This is a genomic window from Mesohalobacter halotolerans, from assembly GCF_006120725.1.
In the GTDB taxonomy this organism is placed as follows: Bacteria; Bacteroidota; Bacteroidia; order Flavobacteriales; family Flavobacteriaceae; genus Psychroflexus; species Psychroflexus halotolerans.
Window position 1 is genome coordinate 354,666 of record NZ_SWMU01000002.1, and the last position, 20,313, is coordinate 374,978.

Annotated in this window: 21 protein-coding genes and 1 tRNA gene; 11 read left to right on the forward strand and 11 right to left on the reverse strand. The window is 35.1% G+C overall.

Annotated features, from left to right (window positions below; translation table 11 throughout):
• Positions 1-72 precede the first annotated feature (72 nt).
• Positions 73-1,695, forward strand: a complete 1,623-nt coding sequence (locus FCN74_RS06160; RefSeq protein ID WP_138931716.1) for a BCCT family transporter — start codon at positions 73-75, stop codon at positions 1,693-1,695.
• 2 nt (positions 1,696-1,697) lie between these two features.
• The gene (locus FCN74_RS06165; protein ID WP_138931717.1) at positions 1,698-2,564 is read left to right on the forward strand and encodes a universal stress protein; all 867 of its coding nucleotides are present in this window, start codon (positions 1,698-1,700) and stop codon (positions 2,562-2,564) included.
• A gap of 69 nt (positions 2,565-2,633) precedes the next feature.
• Here FCN74_RS06165 and FCN74_RS06170 read toward each other — a convergent pair whose 3' ends face one another.
• Positions 2,634-3,599, reverse strand: coding sequence for a fasciclin domain-containing protein (locus FCN74_RS06170; RefSeq protein WP_138931718.1), 966 nt, complete (start codon positions 3,597-3,599; stop codon positions 2,634-2,636).
• Positions 3,600-4,183: 584 nt separating this feature from the next.
• Here FCN74_RS06170 and FCN74_RS12200 point away from each other — a divergent pair.
• Both FCN74_RS12200 and FCN74_RS12205 read left to right on the forward strand, forming a co-directional pair.
• Positions 4,184-4,552 (forward strand): hypothetical protein, encoded by a 369-nt coding sequence (locus tag FCN74_RS12200; protein ID WP_246062573.1) that lies wholly within the window; start codon positions 4,184-4,186, stop codon positions 4,550-4,552.
• 8 nt (positions 4,553-4,560) lie between these two features.
• Positions 4,561-4,950, forward strand: coding sequence for a DUF481 domain-containing protein (locus tag FCN74_RS12205; RefSeq protein ID WP_246062586.1), 390 nt, complete (start codon positions 4,561-4,563; stop codon positions 4,948-4,950).
• A gap of 22 nt (positions 4,951-4,972) precedes the next feature.
• Here the strand turns inward: FCN74_RS12205 and FCN74_RS06180 are convergent, their stop codons facing one another.
• From FCN74_RS06180 to FCN74_RS06190, 3 genes are all read right to left on the reverse strand, one after another.
• Positions 4,973-5,179 (reverse strand): hypothetical protein, encoded by a 207-nt coding sequence (locus FCN74_RS06180; RefSeq protein ID WP_138931719.1) that lies wholly within the window; start codon positions 5,177-5,179, stop codon positions 4,973-4,975.
• 92 nt (positions 5,180-5,271) lie between these two features.
• Complete coding sequence (locus FCN74_RS06185; RefSeq protein ID WP_138931720.1) at positions 5,272-7,812, reverse strand: ABC transporter permease; 2,541 nt, start codon at positions 7,810-7,812, stop codon at positions 5,272-5,274.
• The gene (locus FCN74_RS06190; protein ID WP_138931721.1) at positions 7,805-8,497 is read right to left on the reverse strand and encodes an ABC transporter ATP-binding protein; all 693 of its coding nucleotides are present in this window, start codon (positions 8,495-8,497) and stop codon (positions 7,805-7,807) included. Before FCN74_RS06190 ends, FCN74_RS06185 begins: the two co-directional genes overlap by 8 nt.
• A 62-nt stretch (positions 8,498-8,559) precedes the next feature.
• Here FCN74_RS06190 and FCN74_RS06195 point away from each other — a divergent pair, with 62 nt between their 5' ends.
• Together FCN74_RS06195 and FCN74_RS06200 are read left to right on the forward strand one after the other, a co-directional pair.
• On the forward strand, positions 8,560-9,255 hold the full coding sequence (locus FCN74_RS06195; RefSeq protein WP_138931722.1) for an arylesterase: 696 nt from the start codon (positions 8,560-8,562) through the stop codon (positions 9,253-9,255).
• 13 nt (positions 9,256-9,268) lie between these two features.
• Positions 9,269-11,635, forward strand: a complete 2,367-nt coding sequence (locus tag FCN74_RS06200; RefSeq protein ID WP_212751760.1) for a TonB-dependent receptor — start codon at positions 9,269-9,271, stop codon at positions 11,633-11,635.
• A 53-nt stretch (positions 11,636-11,688) separates the two neighbouring features.
• On the opposite strand, the gene rocD is transcribed toward FCN74_RS06200, so the two are convergent.
• Positions 11,689-12,972: an ornithine--oxo-acid transaminase gene (gene rocD / locus FCN74_RS06205; protein ID WP_138931723.1), complete on the reverse strand. Its 1,284-nt coding sequence runs from the start codon at positions 12,970-12,972 to the stop codon at positions 11,689-11,691.
• A 154-nt stretch (positions 12,973-13,126) separates the two neighbouring features.
• On the opposite strand from rocD, the gene FCN74_RS12055 reads away from it, so the two are divergent.
• The 4 genes from FCN74_RS12055 (at position 13,127) to FCN74_RS06220 (ending at position 16,176) form a co-directional block, all read left to right on the forward strand.
• Positions 13,127-13,288 (forward strand): hypothetical protein, encoded by a 162-nt coding sequence (locus FCN74_RS12055; RefSeq protein WP_171047127.1) that lies wholly within the window; start codon positions 13,127-13,129, stop codon positions 13,286-13,288.
• A 79-nt stretch (positions 13,289-13,367) separates the two neighbouring features.
• Positions 13,368-15,296 (forward strand): molecular chaperone DnaK, encoded by a 1,929-nt coding sequence (gene dnaK / locus FCN74_RS06210; RefSeq protein ID WP_138931724.1) that lies wholly within the window; start codon positions 13,368-13,370, stop codon positions 15,294-15,296.
• Positions 15,297-15,443: 147 nt separating this feature from the next.
• Positions 15,444-15,824, forward strand: coding sequence for an O-methyltransferase (locus FCN74_RS06215; RefSeq protein WP_138931725.1), 381 nt, complete (start codon positions 15,444-15,446; stop codon positions 15,822-15,824).
• A gap of 19 nt (positions 15,825-15,843) precedes the next feature.
• Positions 15,844-16,176 (forward strand): hypothetical protein, encoded by a 333-nt coding sequence (locus tag FCN74_RS06220; RefSeq protein ID WP_138931726.1) that lies wholly within the window; start codon positions 15,844-15,846, stop codon positions 16,174-16,176.
• Between the two features lie 121 nt (positions 16,177-16,297).
• On the opposite strand, the gene FCN74_RS06225 is transcribed toward FCN74_RS06220, so the two are convergent.
• The 6 genes from FCN74_RS06225 to FCN74_RS06250 all read right to left on the reverse strand — a co-directional run bounded on the left by FCN74_RS06225 (position 16,298) and on the right by FCN74_RS06250 (position 19,395).
• Complete coding sequence (locus FCN74_RS06225) at positions 16,298-17,164, reverse strand: sigma-70 family RNA polymerase sigma factor (RefSeq protein ID WP_125086876.1); 867 nt, start codon at positions 17,162-17,164, stop codon at positions 16,298-16,300.
• A 101-nt stretch (positions 17,165-17,265) separates the two neighbouring features.
• Positions 17,266-17,697 carry a hypothetical protein gene (locus FCN74_RS06230; protein WP_138931727.1) on the reverse strand — a complete coding sequence of 144 codons (432 nt, stop codon included), beginning with the start codon at positions 17,695-17,697 and terminating at the stop codon, positions 17,266-17,268.
• Positions 17,687-18,085 carry an alkyl hydroperoxide reductase gene (locus FCN74_RS06235; protein WP_138931728.1) on the reverse strand — a complete coding sequence of 133 codons (399 nt, stop codon included), beginning with the start codon at positions 18,083-18,085 and terminating at the stop codon, positions 17,687-17,689. Before FCN74_RS06235 ends, FCN74_RS06230 begins: the two co-directional genes overlap by 11 nt.
• A gap of 127 nt (positions 18,086-18,212) precedes the next feature.
• Entirely contained in the window at positions 18,213-18,767 is a 555-nt protein-coding gene (locus FCN74_RS06240) for a carboxymuconolactone decarboxylase family protein (protein ID WP_138931729.1), read from the reverse strand.
• Positions 18,768-19,031: 264 nt separating this feature from the next.
• Positions 19,032-19,280, reverse strand: coding sequence for a GIY-YIG nuclease family protein (locus FCN74_RS06245; protein WP_138931730.1), 249 nt, complete (start codon positions 19,278-19,280; stop codon positions 19,032-19,034).
• 41 nt (positions 19,281-19,321) lie between these two features.
• A tRNA-Arg gene (locus FCN74_RS06250) sits at positions 19,322-19,395 on the reverse strand.
• Between the two features lie 421 nt (positions 19,396-19,816).
• Between FCN74_RS06250 and FCN74_RS06255 the strand changes: the two genes are divergently transcribed.
• On the forward strand, positions 19,817-20,311 hold the full coding sequence (locus tag FCN74_RS06255) for a DUF4199 domain-containing protein (protein ID WP_138931731.1): 495 nt from the start codon (positions 19,817-19,819) through the stop codon (positions 20,309-20,311).
• The last annotated feature ends 2 nt before the right edge of the window (positions 20,312-20,313 follow it).

Genomic DNA, 20,313 nt, shown 5'->3' on the forward strand with positions numbered 1-20,313 from the left:
AAACCTATCAGTAGAGTTTCAATTTTTTTCTATTGGTAGGTTTTTTATATCTTGAACCTTTAAATTTTAATCATGTCCAAAAAAATAATTAGAAGTGACAAAAAAAAATCAATTTTTGGTCTTGAGGTCAATGGACCTGTTTTTTTTACCTCCTCAATTTTAATTGTCATTGGAATAGCACTCACACTCATTTTTAAAGAAAGTGCAGAAGCGTATTTTGAAACAATCCAATCTACGGTTTCAGATTATGGTGGATGGTTTTTTGTGCTATGTGTCAATGTATTTTTATTCTTTGTTTTGTTCATTGCCTTCAGTAAATTTGGCAAATTAAGACTTGGAGGCAAGGATGCTGAACCAGAGTTCAAAACCTTGTCATGGTTTGCAATGCTCTTTAGTGCGGGTATGGGTATTGGTTTGTTATTTTGGAGTATTGCAGAACCCATTACACATTTTAATGCTCCACCATCAGCAGATGGTCAAACTATTGCTGCTGCAAAAGAAGCCATGAACTTTACATTTTTGCACTGGGGTTTGCACGCCTGGGGCATTTATGCTTTAGTCGGTTTGTCATTAGCTTATTTTACCTATTCTAGAGGTTTACCTTTAACTATAAGAAGTGTATTTTATCCATTCCTTGGAGATAAAATATACGGTATCGTTGGTGACATCATAGATATTTTTGCAGTTCTAGCGACTTTATTTGGTCTAGCAACTTCATTAGGTTTTGGTGTTCAACAAGTTGCTGCCGGTTTATCCCATGTCTTTGGTATTAGTGGCGGTATTACCACCCAAGTAATGCTTATCGGGGGAATTACTGCAGTTGCGACATTATCTGTAATCTTAGGAGTAGATAAAGGTGTAAGGGTTTTAAGTGAATGGAATATGCGTATTGCCGTAGTTTTATTAGTGCTCGTTGTGATTTTAGGCTCGACGCTATTTATTTTTGAAAGTTATCTTGAGAACCTTGGTAACTATGCCAGTAGTTTATTTGAAATTTCACTATGGAATGAAAGTTATGCAGGCACATCATGGCAAAACAGTTGGACCGTTTTTTATTGGGGTTGGTGGATTGCCTGGTCTCCATTTGTTGGAATGTTTATCGCTCGTGTCTCTAAAGGACGAACCATAAAAGAGTTTATACTCGGTGTCTTAATAGTACCTACATTAGTTACATTTTTTTGGATTTCTGCTTTTGGGAGCTCAGCACTAAACGATGTGATTGGTGGAGATCAAATACTGGTCCAAGCTGTTGGAGATGATGTCGCTACTGCCCTATTTGTATTTTTTGAAAGCTTTCCATTTTCATCAGTTCTGAGTATAATTGGAGTCATTTTGATTATTGGTTTTTTTGTTACCTCTTCAGATTCAGGTTCATTGGTTATAGATAGCTTGACTTCTGGCGGCAAAATTGATGCCCCTGTAGGTCAGCGGATATTTTGGGCTGTTGCAGAAGGCGCTGTTGCAGCAGTATTACTCATTGGCGGAGGTCTTGGAGCCTTGCAGACAGCATCTGTCGCGACAGGTTTGCCCTTCGCACTTATCCTTTTAATTATGTGCTATTCATTGTACAAAGGTCTTGAAGAAGAAATCACAAAACGAGAACAAAGAGAGAAAAAAGAAGAAGAAAAAGAATATGAAAATGTGGTTAGAAATATTATTAAAAAACGAAATCAACAAAATCAAAAACAAGATTAATTATGAATGTTTTTAAAAATATACTCATCGCTTTAGACCTATCAGATATTGACAATACTTTAATACGTTATGCAAATTATTTAGCAGAAAACTTTGATGTCGAAAACATTTATTTTGTACATAATATTAAAAAATATGAGATTTCAGATTTTTTAGAACAAGAGATTAAAGACATTGACCTTGAAGATAGTATTAGTCGTGAACTTACCGACAAAGTTTCAGAAATTATGGGTAATAAGGCAAATTGGGAGGTATTAATTTCAGACGACCCCTACACTGAATCCCTCATCAATTACATAACCAACAAATACCATGTTACAACAGTTGTTTTGGGTAATAAAAATGGCCACAAAGGCACAGGACTTGTCGGGTTTAAGCTTTTGCGTTTACTCAAGTGTAATGTGTTATACATACCAAAAATTAAAGCGATTGACATAAAGAAAGTTTGGGTAAGTACAGATTTTTCCAACTCATCAAAAAAGTCTTTTAAGGTATCGGCGTTAATTCAGGAAAAATTAAATGTAAAGACTAAAGCAGTACATGTCTATAACTTACCTATTCACTTTTCGCCCTATATCAATAATTCCAAAATTGAACATAAACTTGAGACCCATGTTCAAAACAAATTTGATCAATTTTTAAAGAAACTAAAATACCCGTATCAAATAAACAAAAACCTTATTGCGGGACGAGAAGCCAATGCCGCTTCAAAAATAAGACAAGAAGCACAAAAGCATCGTATTTCATTTTTAATTGTCTCCGACAAAGGAGCGAATACACTTTCTAGCCTATTAGTGGGCAGTGTGACTGAAGAGTTATTTAATAGGGATTTGAAAGTGCCGCTTTTTATAACAAAAACACAAGATTAAAATTTTAACGGCCAAAATCAAAAAAGGTAGCATTCACGCTACCTTTTTATTATTTGATATGTCTGTATTTTATTGTTGTGCTAATATCACTTTGTCAATGGCATGGATAACCCCATTTGCTGTTTGAACATCTGTCACTATAATATTACTCACTCGGCCGTTAGGATCAGTTATCGTAGCGTTATCTGCATCGATGGTCAGCTCTGCCTCTAGCGATTGCACTGTACCATTTGTTAAATCTGCAGCTCTGACATTTGCACCGGCAATGACATGAGAATTTAAAGTATTGGTTAAAGTCTGTTGTGGAACATCGGCTAATTCGTTTAAACCTAGTTCCGCTAAAAGATTACCAAAAGCAGTATTAGTTGGAGCAAAGACTGTAAAAGGTGCGGGGTCTGTTCCGTTTGGCGTACTTAAAACTCCTACAAAATCAGGTTGATCACTTCTAGTCAAAGCAGCTTCTAAATTATCGAATGTTGGATCAGCAACCGCAAAAGTCGTTATGTTAGGTAAGGTTAAAACTTGATCAACAACATGAACAACACCATTATTAGCATTCAGATCAGCTACAGTTACTGTAGAATTACCATTAATGACAACATTATCAACTACATTCACATAAAGATCTAGGGGATTATCATTTCCGGTAATATTTTCTGTCGCAGCAGCTTTGTAGTATCCTGTGCTAAATATTGGTTGTTGAGTTATTCCGGGCGACTGGGCAAAAGTCTCTCCCACCAAAACGTGGTAAAGTAAAACATTAGCCAACTCTTCATTTGATAAACCATTCAGGTCTACATTACTAAAAGCATCGTCAGTTGGAGCAAAAATAGTATAAACTCCTTCGTTTAGGACTTGGTCAAGACCAGTATCAACCAAAGCCTGTTCTAAAATTTCATGATCCGGGCTTTGTGCAATAATTTCGAAGGTATCTTGACCTTCTGGTGTGGGTGGTGCACCATCATCATCGTCACTACAAGAAATTATACTTAAAGATAATGTTAAAATAAAGAGTTTTAAATAATTTAAATTCATAATAATTTTTATTTTTTTTTATTAATAATTTCAAACATAAGAATCTTAATATAAAATTGCTAAGATTTAACAGCTTGTAAAGAAACAATAACAAATTTTTACAGGTAACACTTAAAATGGCAAAATTTGTGTGATTTAAAATTATTTTTTGTCCGTCTCGTTTCGGTAAAATGGGTCACCTTCCTAAGCGTTTCCAAGGCAGTCTTTGCACAAAAACACGCATGTATGATAGGGTTTGTATTGTATACGATAAAACTTGCTAATGTCTCTATTGAAAATTTTGCAATTATTATTACGCATGGAAATTGGCTTTTTGATGTTTTTGTAAAAACTTGTTATATAAGAATTAAATAAAATAAATTATTAGTATAAGAGCTCGTAAACTCGATTGAAACACCTGTTTTTTAAATTGTTACCTTGCTATAAAAACATTAAACGGTATTAAAAAAAAATGGTATGCCTTAAAAAAACTCAAAACACTTACTTTGAAATTATTTTAGAGGTGTTTTTTTTATTACATTTTAAATTTGAATTATTTGTATAATTTTATAGGCTTAAAATTTAATAATCACTTTTTATCAACTATGATAAAAGCTTTACTTTTTTCATTCTTAATTCCTTTTGGACTTTGCGCTCAAATTAGTGAGAGTGATACTTTAGATTTTAAAGGCAACTTGTCACTAACAGGCTTTTATCAAGGTGGCAATGTCGAAACGCTTATTTTTAGAGCAAAATCTGATTTAACCTACAAGCCATTTAAAAAATGGGTTTATAAAAATACAAGTTCATACATTTATCAAGAATTTGGAAAAGAAAAAGCCGACGAGGATATTTTAAGTCTTAATTTCTTGTATTTCAACCCAGAACGAAAATTTTATCCCCTTGTCCTGGTTTTTTTAGCACCAATTTTAGAAGGAAAATCGATTTTAGATATCTACTTGGCGGCGGTGTAACCTATAATATTGTTGAAAAAGAAAATCAATGGCTCAAAGCAGCATTGTCGACTGAGTATGAGAAAACACGCTTTAGCGAAAATGATTTTATTCTATCTGAATACGACGGCAAGGACATTATTGAAACCCAACGGGCAACACTTTGGCTCAGTGGTAAGCACAAAGTATTTAAAGGGAAAATTATTTTGACTCATGAATCTTATTATCAACCGTCTTTAGAAGATGGCGGCAATTATCGTTGGCAAACCGATTTGGGATTAGAGTTACCATTGTGGAAGTACCTCAATTTCAAAATAAATTATACCCATACTTTTGAGAGTATAGTGATTGCCAATCAAAAACGACGAGATAATATTTTAACTTTTGGTTTTAAAATTAAAAGTTATAAAGAGGATTAATAACCTTAAAATATTCTCGTATTTACTTAGGTTTTATAAAATAAAAAAAAAGCGGTAATAAAAATAAAAGGCCAACTCCTGTGGGAATTAAATAATTGTAAATTTCAATTTCACTATAAAATCGGTAATGGCTCATTTTAGCAGAGACAATAATTATAATTCCACCAAAAACCGCAAGCCATATTTTAGGATACAATTTCTCTTTTGACAGTTTTTTATTATCTGACATGAGTATTCGCTTTTTTAGCCTTGGATTTAGTTTTTATAATAATTTAAATCTACAACTTCCGTAACAATTAGTAATCAAAAATCACTTAAGTTTTATCTATCTTTTTTCCTCAAAATTACCAAAGGCGGTTTTTTGATAACGCCTAAACTATTGCTGAGTCCAATAAATAAGACTAAAATTACAATTCCTGGAAATAACACCAAAAAAGGAATTAAGGAAGGAACAAAAGCAGATTTAAAGACAAAAATAGCCAAAAGTTGACTACTGAGGAGTGAGAGCAACACTCCAGACAACGCACCTAAAACTCCCAAATAAAGATATTCTAAAGCATTGATTTTTAAAATTTGTTGGCTTTTTGCACCAAGCGTTCTAAGGAGTACACTTTCTCGAATGCGTTGAAATTTACTAGTTTTAATAGCGCCTATTAAAACAATAACTCCTGTTAAAATACTAAAAAATGCCATAAAATTGATGATCAAAGACATCTTACCAAGCAAATCTTCTAAAATACTTAAGACCTGTCTCAAATCTATGATAGACACATTTGGAAATAGTTTTACCAATTCTTGCTGTAGCTTGGCAGATGTTTTTTCATCAGGCACTTTTGTAGTTATTACTCGAAATTGAGGCGCTTCCTCTAAAACTCCTTTCGGAAATACCAAAGAAAAATTTAAATCCATTTGAGACCAATCTACAGTTCTTATACTTCCTACGACTGTTTCTAACAACACACCTTGTACATTAAAAACAAGTTGATCACCTACCTCTACTCTAGCATCTTCAGCAAAGTTGTTGCTTACAGAAACCGGTACAAGTGTATTGTCGTCTATTTCTGAAGTCCAGGTTCCACTTTGCAAAGTTTCAGAATCAATGAGTTGATCCCGATAAGTTGTTCTAAATTCATGATTTAAAATCCACCGATTGACTTGCGAAGTTGAGTCTTTACGAATATTATCTACCGGCTGTCCATCAATACGTTCTACACGCATCGTAACAATTGGCACATCTCTTATGACAGGCAAATCGTTAACATATAAAGTTTCTTTTAAATCTGCCCTTTGGTCGCTTTGTACATCAAGTAAAATTAAATTAGGATTATTAGCATCAGATTCGAGCGAGGCTTGATCTAATAGCAAATCTTTTGTGAAATATAATGTACTGATAAGAAACGTCCCTACACCAATTGATAAAATAAGGGTTAAGGTTTGATTTTGAGGTCTAAACAAGTTGAGCAAACTCTGTCTGGCGACAAATCCCCAGTGCTGTGGGAAATACCTCTTAATGGACTGCATAAACAGATAAGCTAAACCATATAATACACTGAATGTCATTAATACGCCACCTACAAAACCTAAGACATATTCCCATTCCTTCAATAGCCAAAATGTAAAAAACACAATAAATCCAAAAATACCCAAGGAGACTAAAACTTTCGCTTTAATAGACTTAGTTGTTTTCTCATTAACAATACGTAAGGCTTGCAGAGGTGAAATGTATAACGTACCAATTAAGGGATATAATGCAAATAATATTGACATCAAAACACCTAAAGCTATTCCAAAAAGCATGATAGGTATAGCATAATTGATTGTTACATCAACGGGCAGTAATCCCTCAAGTAACCACGGGAAAAATTGTTGAAACACCACGCCGAGCAAAGTCCCTAGTACACCACCAATCAAGCCCATAAATCCAACTTGAATCAGAAATATTAAAAATGCTTGATTTTTATTTGCTCCTAAACATTTTAAAACTGCAACTGCTTTTAGTTTCTCTTTTATATAAATGTATATTGAACTGGCAATTCCTACACAACCTAACAATACAGCAATAAATGCAACTAGATTAAGAAACTTTCCAAAGTTGTCGTAACGTTCACCCAAACGTTCGCTTGTTGATTTATGAGTGTCCAGGTCTGCGTCTTCATTGTCTAATATCGGATCTATTTTTTTGTCTAAAGCCTTTAAATCTGCTTTTGGAGCCTTAAAGTAAAAATCATATTCAATTTGACTGCCTGTTTGCACTAATCCAGTTTGTGGTATAAATCGATATGGGATGATAACTGGTGGCGCTACAGAGCTAAAAACAGCAGTACTGCCAGGTGCACTATTTAGTTGGCCTAAAACTGGTAATGTAACTTGACCAATTTTAATACTATCCCCAAGCTTGATATCTAGCTGTAGCATAGTTGTGGCGTCAACTAATGCCCCAGCTTGAGTTTGAAAAGTCTGAGAGGCATCAACAGGTAGGGTTTCCAATTCACCATAAAAAGGAAAAGCGCCTTCTATTCCTCTAACCTGCATCAGTTTAGTGGCTTTACTTTGTGGAAATGCAGCCATTGAGGCAAAACTGACCTCACGAGCTTGGAAACCCCCAAGCGAATCCATGATTTGTTGAACCCTTTCATCTGGAGGGTTATCAGAATCGATTTTAAAATCAGCTCCCATTAGAGCTTTAGATTCTTGCGTAATAGTCGTTTTAAGATTTTCGCTAAAAGACTGTATAGATACAACAGCTGCAATTCCTAAAACTATGGATGCCATAAAAAGGCTGAGTTTTTTTCTTGAGGCTTTACCGTCCCGCCACGCCATTTTAAATATCCAACCTAAACCTGGCTTAGAATGTTTATGCATCAGCAATAGGGTTTTGAGTTGTCAACATTTTACCACCTTTGAGTTCAAGGATATAGTCTGTTTTTTGGGCCAATTCAATATCGTGTGTAACAATAATCAAGGTTGTACCAAAGTCTTTGTTAAGTGCAAAGAGTAATTTTTCAATATTTTCACTAGTCTCGCTATCCAAATTGCCAGTAGGTTCATCTGCAAATAATATTTTAGGTTTGGTAGAAAATGCCCTTGCAAGAGCTACACGTTGTTGTTCACCACCGGATAATTGTGAGGGATAATGATTTATGCGATTGGTTAAGCCCACTTTTTCTAATAAATCTTTACTGAGATTTAATGCATTTCTCTCTCCTTGCAATTCAAGTGGTACAGCGACATTTTCTAAAGCAGTTAAGGTTGGTAACAGTTGAAAGTCTTGAAACACAAAGCCCACTTTTTGATTTCGCAACAAAGCCCTTTCATCTTCATCTAAGGTGCTTAATATATATCCACAAAGCTCAATAGACCCGGAGTCAGGACTATCCAGACCGGCGCATAAGCCCAGCAAGGTTGTTTTACCACTTCCTGAAGGACCAACAATAGAAAAGGTGGTGTTTTCTTCTACACCAAAACTAATATCTTGCAATACTTTTAATGTTTTATTACCACTAGAGTAACTCTTCTGCAAATGGTTTACGTTTAATATCTTTGCCATGCTTTTATACATTTATTTAAGGCAGCAAAATAAAAAACTGAATGATGATAAACCGCGTTGTTATGAGAAGCTTAAGAGGATCTTTTGTGTGTATTGTAATGCTTTTTTTGATCTCCTGTGGACAAAAGACAAAAAAATCAAAGGATAACCCACCAACAAAAAAATACACCATTGAAGATCAAAAGCCTTCAAAGAAAAGTTCTGATAAAGTTATACTTTGCTTTGGAAACAGTTTAACAGCTGGTCTAGGTTTAAAATCCACTGAAGCTTTTCCAGCCTTGATTCAAAATAAAATTGATTCTTTAGGTTATGATTACAAGGTTGTCAATGCTGGCTTGAGTGGAGAAACCACAGCAAGTGGCAAAAATCGAATTAACTGGGTTTTAAAACAAAATGTTGACATTTTTATATTAGAGTTGGGCGCAAATGATGGCTTGAGAGGCATTCCACTAACTGAGACACGGCAAAATCTCCAAGACATTATTGATACCGTAAAGTCTAAAAACCCCAATACTTCAATTATATTGGCTGGTATGCAAATACCGCCAAATATGGGGCAAGATTACACTTCGCAATTTAGAAACATCTTTCCTAAATTAGCTCAAAAGAATGATATAGCACTGATTCCCTTTTTGCTTGAAGGTGTTGCTGGTAATCCAGACTTAAATCAGTCTGACGGTATCCATCCCACTGCAGAAGGCTATGAAATTGTAAGTTACAATGTCTGGAAAGTTTTGAAAAATATATTAGAACAGTAAAGTGGTAAGTTTAATGAATATCAAATTTAAACATACAATTGTATTTGTCATTATTCAAATGTTTTTCATGCCATTGTCTTATGGTCAGACCAAAGGTGAAGTATTTGGAAAAGTGACAGATGAAGTCGGTACACCAATATTTGGAGCTTCAGTTTATTTAGAAGGGACAAGTCTGGGCACAACCACAGATTTTGATGGTCAATATCGTATTGAAAATGCACCTACTGGGTCTTACAATCTTATAGCAAGCTATACAGGATATGAACCCCAAACCAAATTCAATATTATTGTTAAATCTAAAGGAAACATAGCCTATAATTTTACTTTAAAAGAAGATGTGGTACAGCTTAATACAGTTACTGTAACAGACGCCAATGTGATTACCCGACCAAGGGAAACCCCATTATCTGTGCGCTCTTTAGGAGCTGTAGAAATAGCCAATTATCCGGGTAGTAACAATGATGTTGTACAAGTTGCACAAACCTTACCAGGGGTTTCACCCTCAATTGGAGGTTTTCGTAACGATCTCATTATTCGTGGTGGTGCGCCAAACGAAACGGTCTATTACCTTGACGGCATGGAAGTTCCAAATATTAATCACTTTGCAACACAAGGAAGTGCCGGTGGACCTGTTGGTATGGTTAATGTCTCATTTATAAGTGAAGTTACTTTGTCAAGCTCAGCCTTTGGAGCTCAATATGACAATCCTCTTTCTGGAGTTTTACAATTTTCTCAGCGTAATGGCAACCCTAGAGACTTTGTGAAAAACTTCAGAGTCAGTGCAAGTGAAGCAGCCTTTACAGTGGAAGGTCCTTTATTTAAGGGTGACAAAGACCAATCTCAAACTACTTTTTTGGCCTCGGTTAGAAGAAGTTATTTACAATTTTTATTTGCACAAATCGGCTTGCCTTTTAGACCAAATTATTGGGATTATCAATTTAAAATTAATCACAATATTGACAAGCACAACAGCATATCTTTGCTAGGTCTAGGTTCTATTGATGATTTTTCGCTTGAACCGCCGGACGAATTTGATGAAGAACAACAAGCGACATTAGAGCAGGCACCCTTTATCAATCAACGCACTAACGCGATTGGTGTGAGCTGGAAAAACAGGTTTAAAGATGGATCAGGGTTCATGCAAACCACTTTGAGTAATAATTTTTTAATGAATGAGTTTACCCGTTACGCCGACCCTGAAAATGAACAAGACATTATTTTTAATAATGATGCTACAGAAAATGAAACCAAGCTCAGGTATGAAATGACTAAATTTCTCGGGGAATGGAAGTTGTTTTCCGGTTTTAATGTGCAGTATTCAAAATATGACAACAACACTAGTAATGTTACAGATAATCAATTTTTTAGTACTGTAATTGATTTTATGAAGTACGGTTTATTTGGTAATTTAACACGGACATTTTTTGAAGGAAAAGTCGACTTATCTGTAGGGTTTAGAATGGATGATGATACATTTTTACAAAATTCAAATCTATTAAAAACCTTTTCGCCTAGAGCTGCAATCTCTTACAATTTTACCCAAGACTGGAGTTTAAATGCCACTATTGGTCGCTATTACAAACTTCCGCCTTACACTATACTTGGTTTTAGAAATAATCAAAATCAATTGGTTAATGAGGATATAAATTATACACAAAGTGATCATTACGTATTAGGCGTAGAATACTTTCTCAATCCGTCGGCAAGTTTTTCATTAGAAGGGTTTTATAAAGCTTATGACGATTATCCTGTGTCTGTACTAGATGGCGTTTCTTTGGCAAATAAGGGTGGCGGATTTGAAGTCTTAGGCAGTGAAGAAATTGAAACTGTAGGAAAAGGACGAAGCTACGGTCTTGAATTTCAATTTCAGCAAAAGTTGACGAATAATTTCTTTGGTATTTTTTCATATACCTGGTTTTATAGCGAATTCACGGGTTTTAATAGAAGCAATTATCTTCCGTCAGTATGGAATAGTAGACATCTTATCTCTTTTGTAGGCGGATATAAACTGCCAAAAAATTGGGAGATAAGTTCAAGATTTAGGTTTACCGGAAATTCACCATTTGTCCCAACTGATCTTGACGCAACTCTAGAAAATTACCCTGATGTCGTCTTAGATTATGATCGCTTAGGCGATGAACAATTGGGAATCTTTAGTCAATTAGATGTGAGGATTGATAAAAAATGGAATTTTCCAAATTGGTCATTTAACCTCTTTATTGAAGCTCAAAATATTTTAACTCAGGACATCCCTCAACCTCCAGAATATGGATTGGTCAGAGATATGTCAGGAAATATCATTGAACCCCGAAGTCTCACTGAAATTGAACAAGGGAATGGACAAGTTATACCAAGTATTGGGATTGTTGTTGATTTTTAAATATGATCAAACAACTGTTTCAATCTTGAAATATAATGATTTCCGTTATTTCATTATTTATTTTCAAACCCTTTTAAAGTCTCTGTGATAATATTTACACAATCCAATAGCTGTTCTTCATTAATCACCAAAGGTGGCGCAAAGCGAATAATGTTGCCATGAGTTGGTTTAGCGAGAAGACCATTTTCCTTTAAAGCTACACAAATATCCCAAGCTGTAGAAGAGTCTTCGCTATCATTAATAACAATAGCATTGAGTAAACCACGCCCTCTCACGAGGTTGACAATTTTAGAATTTTGAATGTACTCATTGAGTTTATCCCTAAAGAGTTGTCCAAGATGCCTTGCATTTTGGGCAAGCTTTTCGTCTTTAACCACTTCTAGCGCCTCCATGCCCACTGCTGCTGCAACAGGATTGCCGCCAAATGTCGAACCGTGTTGACCCGGTTTGATAACTCCCATAACTTCGTCATCAGCCAATACGGCAGATACAGGATAAGCGCCACCTGATAAAGCCTTTCCTAAAATCAAAACATCAGGTTTTGAGTAAGTTTTTTGGCGTTCACAGTGACCTTGACAATTACACTTTCCGCAAACGGCAAGAAGCGCACCGGTTCTAGCAATACCCGTTTGTATTTCGTCTGCCATAAACAAAACTTCGTGTTTGTTACAAAGGGCTTTGACTTCTGGAATAAACTCATCACTAGGTGTAAATACACCGGCTTCACCTTGAATTGGCTCAATAAGAACGCCAGCTATATTTTTTTCCTGTTCTAAAACATCTTTTAGAGCTTTGGAATCATTATAATTTACCTTTATAAATCCGGGTGTATATGGACCGAAATTTTTTCTTGCGCCCTCGTCATTACTAAAAGAAATAATCGTTGTAGTTCTCCCGTGGAAATTGTTTTCAAATACAACAATTTTTGCCTCTTTTTCTTCTATGCCTTTTTTCTCGTAAGCCCATTTACGACAAATTTTAATTGCTGTTTCTACAGCTTCAGCACCCGTATTCATCGGCAGTAGTTTGTCAAGATTAAAATACTCAGTTGCATACTTTTCAAATACTCCTAATACATTATTGTGAAATGCTCTAGAAGTAAGCGTAATGCGATTGGCTTGATTGGTCATGGCATTAACAATTCTAGGGTGGCAATGCCCTTGATTAACCGCAGAATATGCTGATAAAAAGTCATAATACTTTTTGCCTTCAACATCCCAAACAAACACGCCTTTACCTTCTTTTAAAACGGCTGGCAACGGATGATAATTATGCGCACCGTGCTCGTTTTCTAAATCAATAGCTTGTTGAGAACTGGTAATATCTTGAACGGTCATAGATGATAATTTTAATTTTGCACAAAAATATCAATATATCTTATTATTCATAAGTTTTCAATTGTTTATATAACTAATTTAATATGAGTTTAAACAAATTAGTTATTAGTTGCTAGTTGGTGGTTGGTGGTTTTTAGTTGGAGGTTATTAGGTTGTGGCAGTGATAGTAACGGAAAGCTTACAAGGCTTGATAAATGACAAAACTTGTGCTGACGAAGCGACCAACGGAAGCTCTTGTCAGCGCTTAGTTTTATTTTATCAAGCCTTGAAACTTGAAGTGGATAGCACGTTTGCCACACAAATATTAAACATCTGACAACCTGTCATAAGTCTTGTGATGGCATAATGATTGAAAACTAATTAGATGAATAAAAGTAGAATTTAAAATAAACATTATGAGTAAAATAATTGGAATAGATTTAGGAACTACCAACTCATGCGTATCTGTGATGGAAGGCAATGAGCCAACGGTAATCCCAAATTCTGAAGGAAAACGCACAACACCGTCGGTTATTGCATTTGTAGAAGATGGTGAAATTAAAGTTGGTGATCCTGCAAAACGTCAGGCGGTAACAAATCCAGAAAAAACCATCGCTTCGATAAAACGATTTATGGGAAATAAATTCTCTGAATCTTCTAAAGAAATCAAGCGAGTCGCCTATAAAGTAAAAAAAGGTGAAAACGATACCGCACGTGTAGATATCGATGGTAGATTGTATTCACCTCAAGAATTGTCGGCTATGATTCTTCAAAAAATGAAAAAAACAGCCGAAGAATATTTAGGTCAAGATGTATCTGAGGCCGTAATTACTGTACCTGCGTACTTTAATGACTCTCAAAGACAAGCTACTAAAGAAGCTGGCGAAATTGCTGGTCTTAAAGTAAGACGAATTATCAACGAACCAACAGCAGCATCTCTTGCTTATGGATTAGATAAAAAAAGTACTGACCAAAAAATAGTCGTTTTTGACTTTGGTGGTGGTACACATGATGTCTCTATCCTAGAGTTAGGTGATGGTGTTTTTGAAGTTCTTTCTACAGATGGCGACACGCACCTTGGTGGTGATGATGTCGATGAAACTGTGATTGACTGGTTGGCAGAAGAATTTAAAAAGGATGAAGACATTGATCTTAGAGATGATGCTATGGCGCTTCAACGTTTAAAGGAAGCCGCTGAGAAAGCAAAAATTGAATTATCATCTTCAACATCAACAGAAATCAATTTACCTTATGTTACGGCTACATCTAGTGGACCAAAACACTTGGTGAGAACTTTGTCGCGTTCTAAATTTGAACAACTCATTGGTGATTTGGTTAAGCGAACTATAGCTCCATGTGAAAAAGCCTTAAAATCTGCTGGATTGAGTAAAAATGACATCAACGAAATTATTCTTGTTGGTGGATCTACGCGTATTCCTGCAGTACAAGAAGCTGTCGAAAAGTTCTTTGGTAAGAAACCGAGCAAAGGTGTAAATCCGGACGAAGTTGTTGCGATAGGAGCTGGTATTCAAGGTGGTGTTTTAACGGGTGATGTTAAAGATGTATTACTTCTCGATGTGACGCCATTATCTCTAGGTATTGAGACTATGGGTGGTGTCAATACTAAATTAATTGAAGCTAACACTACAATACCGACAAAAAAATCACAGATCTTCTCTACAGCTCAAGACAATCAGCCAAGTGTAGAAATTCACGTTTTACAGGGTGAACGTCCTATGGCGAAAGACAACAAGACAATAGGTCGCTTCCATCTCGATGGCATTCCGCCTGCAAAACGCGGCACTCCGCAAATTGAAGTAACCTTTGACATTGATGCCAATGGAATTATTAATGTAAGTGCAGAAGACAAAGCTACTGGTAAGAAACAAGACATCAGAATTGAAGCATCATCTGGATTGACAGAAGAGGAAATTGAAAAAATGAAGAAAGAAGCTGAAGCTAATGCCGAAGCAGATAAAAAAGCTAAAGAAAAGGTCGATAAGCTTAATGAAGCAGATGCGATGATTTTCCAAACAGAAAGCCAGATGAAAGAATTTGGTGACAAATTACCAGAGGATAAGAAAAAACCTATCGAAGATGCGCTAAACGAACTTAAGGAAGCGCATAAAACTGGTGATGTTGAAAAAATCACTCCAGCATTAGATAAGCTTAATGAAGAGTGGAAAAAAGTCTCTGAAGAGATGTACAAAGCCCAAGCTGAAGCTCAACAAGCTCAAGGTGGAGCTGATGCTTCTGGCGGTGCACAATCTGATGCAAACGCTGGTGGTGACGACTCTGACTCTAAAGATGACGTTGAAGATGTTGATTTTGAAGAAGTCAAGTAAAATGTGAACACATAGAGGTTTACCACAGCGATGAAAACAATCGCTACATAAAAAATCCGCCGATAAATTCGGCGGATTTTTTATGAAATGAATTTATAATAAATTAAATGGCTAGTTTGTCTTAATAACACATTTATCTGATGTTGTATGAAATTTAAAGATATTTCTAGCTTATTAAAAGACATTCCCTATATGTCTAGCACTCAAGGAAAAATCATATACGAGTTGATCATTAAGCATAAACTGGTAAATATTCTTGAATTAGGTACAGCATATGGAACAGGAAGCTGCTACATGGCTTCAGCTCTAGATGAAATAAAATCTGGCCATATCATAACAATTGACAAAGCAGATTCTGCCCACAAATCTCCTAATGTAGAAGATTTGGCAAAAAAATGTAACCTGTCAACCTACATTACTTCTATTTCAGCCAATACAACTTATAATTGGGAGTTGATGAAATTGATCGATAAAAATACAGTAAATGGTATTTGCCAGCCAATTTTTGATTTTTGTTATTTGGACTGAGCACATAATTTTGAAACCGATGCATGCGCTTTTTTTTCTTGTAGATAAACTATTAAAGCCTAATGGCATCATATTGTTTGACGATCTCAATTGGACATACGCTAAAAGCCCGAGTTTGAAAAATACTGATGCCGTTAAAAATATGACGCAGGAAGAAAAAAACACGCCTCATATCAAAAAATTGATTGAACTCATCGTTCTTCCCCACCCTAATTGTCATAATAGCTCAAAACATGATGCTTGGTTTAAAGTGTCCAAAAAAGTGGATAGTCACAAGGAGGCGAGATCTCCATTTATCCTTGAGGAGCATTTCCCTGAAAAAAGTCTATTTGAAGATATTAAAATATTTTAATCAAAATTAAAAACAAAAAATATAGCTTTTGAATCAAATACTTTTATTGATAAATAATTTATAAATAAAAAAACCGTTGAAATAACTTCAACGGTTGAATTGAATTTTAAACAGCACTTCACTATCCCAAATACTTTTTAAGCATTTTATTCTTAGATTGGTGCTTTAAACGTCTAATGCCTTTTTCACGAATTTGACGAACACGTTCGCGGCTTAAATCAAACATATCACCAATTTCTTGAAGTGTCATGGCAGGTTGATTACCAATACCGTAATTTAAACGAATCACATCAGCTTCACGTTGTGAAAGCGTGTCCAGGGCACGATTGATTTCTACGCTTAAGGAATCTTTCATCAATTGATCATCCGGATTTGGAGATTCTGCAGAGCTCAAGACGTCATAGAGGTTAGAATCGTTTTCACCTTCTTTAAACGGTGCATCCATCGAGAGATGACGACCAGAATTTTTAAGGGCGACTTTTACCTGAGATTCAGACATATCGAGTTCTTTTGCAATCTCTATTGCCGATGGTGGTCTTTCATTAATTTGTTCAAGGTGTGAAAATGTTTTATTGATTTTATTAATGACACCAATTTTATTTAATGGTAATCGCACAACTCTAGACTGCTCCGCAAGGGCTTGAAGAATAGATTGCCTAATCCACCAGACTGCATAAGAAATAAACTTAAAACCACGGGTTTCATCAAAGCGTTTAGCAGCTTTCACTAGTCCTACGTTACCTTCGTTTATTAAGTCAGGTAATTTTAAACCCTGATTTTGATATTGTTTTGCAACAGAAACCACAAAACGTAAATTGGCATTAGTCAGTTTTTCTAAAGCCACCTGGTCACCCTCTCGTATCCTTTGAGCCAATTCCACTTCTTCTTCAGCTGTGATAAGATCAACCTTACTGATATCTTGTAAATACTTATCTAAAGACTTTGACTCTCTATTAGTAACCTGTTTTGTTATTTTTAACTGTCTCATATATATTTGTGATTAATTAAGTTCGGTATTATATGTTTTTTATTTAATATAGCCAAATTTATTTCAATAAATTAATAATCTTTAAGATTTTTGAACTACAATTAATTTACTATCAGTGTTTTATAAATGCTCAAAAGCGCAATCAATGACCATAATATTGTTCTTAACCAGTTGTATTTTATAAGTTGAGAAACACTCGCTGAGGCCTCTTGATTTTTATCAATATTTTGATGAAGCGGCACAAAAATAACAAATGTCAAAACCCAGGTCAATAGAACAAGTAAAGAGTCTATGATATAATAACTGGACCAATTTGATATCAATAACAATATAATACTTATGACAATCTGACTTAGCATTAATGGTAAAACAACAACAGTAATTCTACTCGTATAAGGACGATGCCATGATTTAAGATTGTTAGGATTATAGTACCTAAAACTTGGATAAATTATCAACTGAACTAACCAAATTAAGACCATCAATCCTATATCCGGAATAAGTTTATACATATAAATGTGATCAATCTGCATACTTGTCTGTTAATTTCCAATGGTAATCTTTATGAGTTTTCCATAAAATATATCCAAAAGGAATCCACCATAAAAAATCGTTGGTAATGAGCGTATAAAAAAATTCAAATGGAATCTCACCACGATAATATTGGATGAAAAAACCTAAAGGTCCAAAGATTTTCCCTAAAAATCCAACTGCAACAATAGGCCAATGCCGCATCGGAGCGTACGACGCCCACCAATAGCCAAGTCCATAAACACCAATCACCATGCCCATACCTTGCCAAATCATAGTATGAACAGGCAAAGGCATGCCAACTAATTCAAAAAATTGGTTGGGAAACAAACCGACCCACAAGCCCCATAAAATATTGTAGATTGCTGCTAGTTTTAAAATTAATTTCATATCAATTTTTAAAAATGCGAAATAATATAATTAAAGTCTATTTTTACTTCTAAACACTAATAATCTTTTCATAAAAAAACCCTGCAGAGCGAATCGTGCAGGGCTTCCAATCAATCATGAAAAACTACTATTTATCCCACTTTCGACTTTCAAAGGCTTGATCTAAAGGTGTGTTTGCAATGTGATTGATGTAATTGGAAAATGTTTTCATCCCAACTGCTGTAACCACACCTGCGATGTGTCTATTGGTATAACCCTGATCTCTAAAAGCTTGAGTAACTTCATCAGAAGGATATCCTCTTGTTTTTACAACGGCTTTAGCGTATTGACTCAAGGCTTCAAGTTTAGTGTCGGGAATGGTTTTACCTTTTCTAATGGCGTTGGTAAATTCTTCAGGGACATTACTTTGGTTATCTGCTATAAAAGAATGTGCAGCAACGCAGTAGGTGCAACCATTTTCAACGGCAATACTTAACAATAACACTTCTTGTTCAACTGGAGAAAACCCAGAATCTTGTCTAAAGCTTTCATCAGCAGAAGTGTAGGCTTTTAATAATGAAGGATTATTTGCCATAACTGCAAACAAATTGGGTACCATACCCATATTATCTTTAGCAGATTTTAAAATGGGTCTTGCCTCTACATCGGCATTGTCTATCGTTTTTAATTCAAATGTTGACATAAATTCTATTTTTTAGAATTCGTCGTAATAGAATAGGATCGCTTACAAAAGCTTTTGATATTTGATGTTTGGAGCATCACATCATTGGACAGGATTAAAGATTCTGATGGCAATCAATGCTGGAAACCTACCCTGCCGATCAGGCGGATACAAAACCACTGCTATCGCAGTCTTGGTTTTGTGCTTGTCGTGATCGCGACAGAGCCTGTTCCGAATATCGGAAATTCGAACCTGTGACCGTTCCGACATTGACGTCGGGTTGCTCTATCCAGCTATGAGTTTCTCTATGAATTTTCTTGATTTTTTTGACTTAATTTCTCGCTCCCGGGCATAAGCTTCTTGTTTTGTATCAAATCTTTCAAAATAGACCACTAACCAATCGGTGGTTCTTCCCGTAAAACCTTTATGATTTGCGTTGTGTTTTTTAAGTCTTTCCTCTAATGAAATACTTGTATAACCTATATAATATTTATCAAGACTACTAGAGTACAATATATAAGTATGGTATTTCATTTTCTAAAAACAAAAAACCTTACATCTCTGTAAGGTTTTAGTGATCGCGACAGGATTCGAACCTGTGACCGTCTGCTTAGAAGGCAGATGCTCTATCCAGCTGAGCTACGCGACCAGTTTAAAATGCAATATATCAAATATCACATTTGTAAATTCAATATTTCAAAGCTGCCTGTCCGTCCGAAGCAAAGCGGAGGCGGAAGCTACGCGACCTTATTTTATTCCAATTCGTATTCAAACCAGTGTGACCGTTCCAAAAAAATATACTCGGATTCTATACTGACGATAAATTTCGATATGTTGAAAACATGTATATTGTTCCATATTTAAAGAAACTAAATCATTAGAATTTAGGATGTCAAGGAAACGGGTTGCAAAATTAATATTTTTTTGGATATAAAAAATTTAAATGTAAATATTATTAGGTTTATTTATTGATTTTTTTACTTAAGTAGCATAAACTTTTGAAAGGAGTCAGTACTGCTCAATGGATTTGTTTTATATTTGTTTTGATTTATTTTTTAAATAAGATTTGGATGATAGATTATAAAAAAATAAGTATCAACTGCGGAATCATTTTTGGTTTGTATTCATCAGTATTGCTTTGGTTAAGTTACAAGTTCAATTTTGAAGACAGCTTACTCATGTCATTTATCTCTGTGGTTGTTGCCGTAATTTTGGTGTTTTATCCTATTCACCTATTCAAAATAAATAACAGCAACAACCTTAAATTGGGAGAGGCATTAAAAATTGGCCTTATTGTCGGTTTAATAAGTGGAATCATTTATGGGATTTACACTTATTTACATTATAATTCGATTGATACTGAATTCATTCCTCTTAAGTTAGAAGAAAGCAGACAGGCCATTGAGCAAACCAATAGTGAACTCTCTGATGAACAGATGAAACAAACTTTAGCAATGACAAAAACCATGCTATCGCCTTTTACCTTAGGCACCTTTGCATTATTCAACCTGCTGTTTAAATCTTTTATTGTTGGTTTAATTGTAGGTTTGATTAAGAAAAATTAGAA